4 protein-coding genes and 1 pseudogene are annotated in these 2274 nt (G+C 51.6%); 2 read left to right on the top strand and 3 right to left on the bottom strand.

Features of this window, described 5'->3' with window-relative positions:
- Positions 1-237: 237 nt before the first annotated feature.
- Entirely contained in the window at positions 238-387 is a 150-nt protein-coding gene (locus OI69_RS19950) for a hypothetical protein (RefSeq protein WP_200886937.1), read from the bottom strand.
- 363 nt (positions 388-750) lie between these two features.
- Between OI69_RS19950 and OI69_RS18435 the strand changes: the two are divergent.
- Together OI69_RS18435 and OI69_RS18430 are read left to right on the top strand one after the other, a co-directional pair.
- Positions 751-1206: pseudogene (locus OI69_RS18435) on the top strand (hypothetical protein); the annotation flags it as partial.
- Positions 1181-1603: a hypothetical protein gene (locus OI69_RS18430; RefSeq protein WP_039354002.1), complete on the top strand. Its 423-nt coding sequence runs from the start codon at positions 1181-1183 to the stop codon at positions 1601-1603. The pseudogene OI69_RS18435 and the gene OI69_RS18430, both read left to right, overlap by 26 nt.
- A gap of 60 nt (positions 1604-1663) precedes the next feature.
- Here OI69_RS18430 and OI69_RS18425 read toward each other — a convergent pair whose 3' ends face one another.
- Together OI69_RS18425 and OI69_RS18420 are read right to left on the bottom strand one after the other, a co-directional pair.
- Positions 1664-2008: a SymE family type I addiction module toxin gene (locus tag OI69_RS18425; RefSeq protein WP_039353999.1), complete on the bottom strand. Its 345-nt coding sequence runs from the start codon at positions 2006-2008 to the stop codon at positions 1664-1666.
- Positions 2005-2274 (bottom strand): SymE family type I addiction module toxin (locus OI69_RS18420; RefSeq protein WP_039353995.1); only part of this gene is annotated, 270 nt, incomplete at its 5' end. The genes OI69_RS18425 and OI69_RS18420, both read right to left, overlap by 4 nt.

Genomic DNA, 2274 nt, shown 5'->3' with positions numbered 1-2274 from the left:
AATGTGGCATTACGCGAAAGTTGCTGAACGCAACCTGCGCGCAACACACATTATGTCGGCGCCGGGCAGGGTAAGGGCGCGCTGCGGGCTGCTTCGGCATCGGTGTGCGGCTGGCCGCCGGGGTTCGGCGCTTGGGCGCGGAGTGGCGCACAGGGCTTCGCCCTATGCTGCGGACATCGGCGTGCTTCCCTGGCTCTGACGGTGTGGCCGCCGTCCCTGGCGGCGGAAGTGCCAGTGCTAATCCTCGGCCAACGTCAACCCCAAAGCAGAAGCCGTTCCTTCGTCACGGCGCTTAACGGCGTCACCTCGCCCCCGCCCCAACCCCGCTGCACTGGCTGCGCCCGGCTCGCAGTCGCGTTGCTCCTTGCTCGTTCCCGTGCTCGCCATCTCCGCCCCGTGCGGCCCCCGCCGGGGGGCCTCCCTGCTTAACGTCTTCTCTTGCGGGCTTCGCCAGCCCGCACCCGGCAGACGCTTCACCGTCCCACAGCAAGCTGCGGAACGGCTCGCGCCGCGCTAAAACCCGGTTCATTAACACAACGACTAATGGCAGCGGCTGCCGCCGCTGCTATGATGTGGCTTATGCAGACAGGGCAGTCACAGCGTGGCGGTAGCGTGTCCGGGGGGTAAAGTGCGCGTCGGGGTGTTCGGGTTAAGGTGGTGTTAAATAGCCCGAAAATGCTGTCTGAAAAGGGTGTTGCTTCAATGGGTTAAGTGCGCTAAAAAGTACGACCGTGTCAGGATCGTCCCTATGACCCGATAGGGCTGCTGGGTGGCCTGAGACCTCAAGCCTATGTTCATAATCCGTTGGAGTGGGTTGATCCGCTGGGGCTGACTAAAGCGGGATGTCCTTTAAAAGATTCTCCGCTTGGTAAAAATGGCGTTGAAATTGAAAGAACTGTATCTAAAAAAGGTAACGTGAAAGTAGACACGTTATTTGAGAACTCAAATGATGCAAAAAATTGGGCGGCAGAGAAATTGGGTCCAGGAAAAACAAGGATGTATGATAGTAATGGAAAATGGATAGGTTGGCAGAATAAATCAGGTGACTCAGTTTATTGGGGGCATAATGATTGGGGAAAAGGTGTTGGCAAGTCAACATATCCTCATTTGAATATTAATATTAATGGGGAAAAAGGGCATCTTTTCTTAAGAGATAAAATAATTAACAGGGGGCAATGGGATGACTTTTCAAACGCTCTCAAATGAAAATGATGAGTTGTTTAAGATTGCGTCAGAGGCTTTTTTGAAAGGGTGGACCTTTAGTGAACAAAGGTTAACTGTTAATTTAATAACGTCAGATGATGATGAGTTGACAGTATATATAGAAACTGATGTGGTGCAGTCATCACCAATATATTTAAATGAAGATTTAAATATATGCCGTTTATCTATACAGGATATGCATGAAGTACTAGCTGTTCAATATGGTTATTATGTTCCTCCTAGCGATTTTTGTGATTTAATGAAGTGGTCATCAGAGTGTTACTCATTTTTTTATGGTAAGAAAAATGATTTTAAATATCTTGCCTCTTTTGTTGGTTATGAAAAATACGTATCTTGTCCAGTTAAGTGTTTAGAAAATATATCTTGGGTTGTTAAGTAATAAAAAGCCGGAAGCGATCTAACGATCCTTCCGGCTTTTTATTTTTAGCGGCTTGTGTTATTACGCCAGCATCGTCCCCACCTCAGCCCGAATCGTTATCTTACCGGGCAGCACTTCAATCATTAACAACTGGTCGAGTAACCCGCTTTGGGTAAGCCAGTCGCCCGCCAGTGTCAGTTCGCCATTGTCACTGACCCAATCCGCGCCTTCCGTCTCGTTGCCGTCGAGTTCAGCCATCAGCGCGGCGATATCGGTATCCTCATCCAGTCGCGTCAGCATCAGCCCGTTGCGGTAAAGCTGGATACGGAACAACGTATTGGCGGTAAAACCTGCCAGTGCCAGTTCGTCGCCCGTTAACGTCAGCTCCGGCAGTTCACCGTGGTGGAAAGCGGTCTTGATGCTCATCGTGCGCTCTCCACGTTTAACCCACCGGGAAAGCGGTTCAGCCACTGGGTTGCCGCACGTTCATCGAATGGGGCGATGCTGAGGGCTTGCAGGTTGCCCCAGAGTTCGTGGATATCCTGCGTGGTAATCACAATGCAGCCGGGCATGATGCGCAGCCTGAGCGGTTGCCCGGTGGAAAATCCGGCGTCCTTGAGCCACTGCCCGGCGATGTTGATAGCGGGGGTGTCGTGGTTGCCTTTAATCGGTCGATAGCCGACGCGGGTAAA

The organism is Pectobacterium fontis (genome assembly GCF_000803215.1).
Taxonomy (GTDB): domain Bacteria; phylum Pseudomonadota; class Gammaproteobacteria; order Enterobacterales; family Enterobacteriaceae; genus Pectobacterium; species Pectobacterium fontis.
The sequence above is the reverse complement of the archived record's forward strand: the minus strand, read 5'-3'. Positions and strand labels throughout refer to the sequence as shown.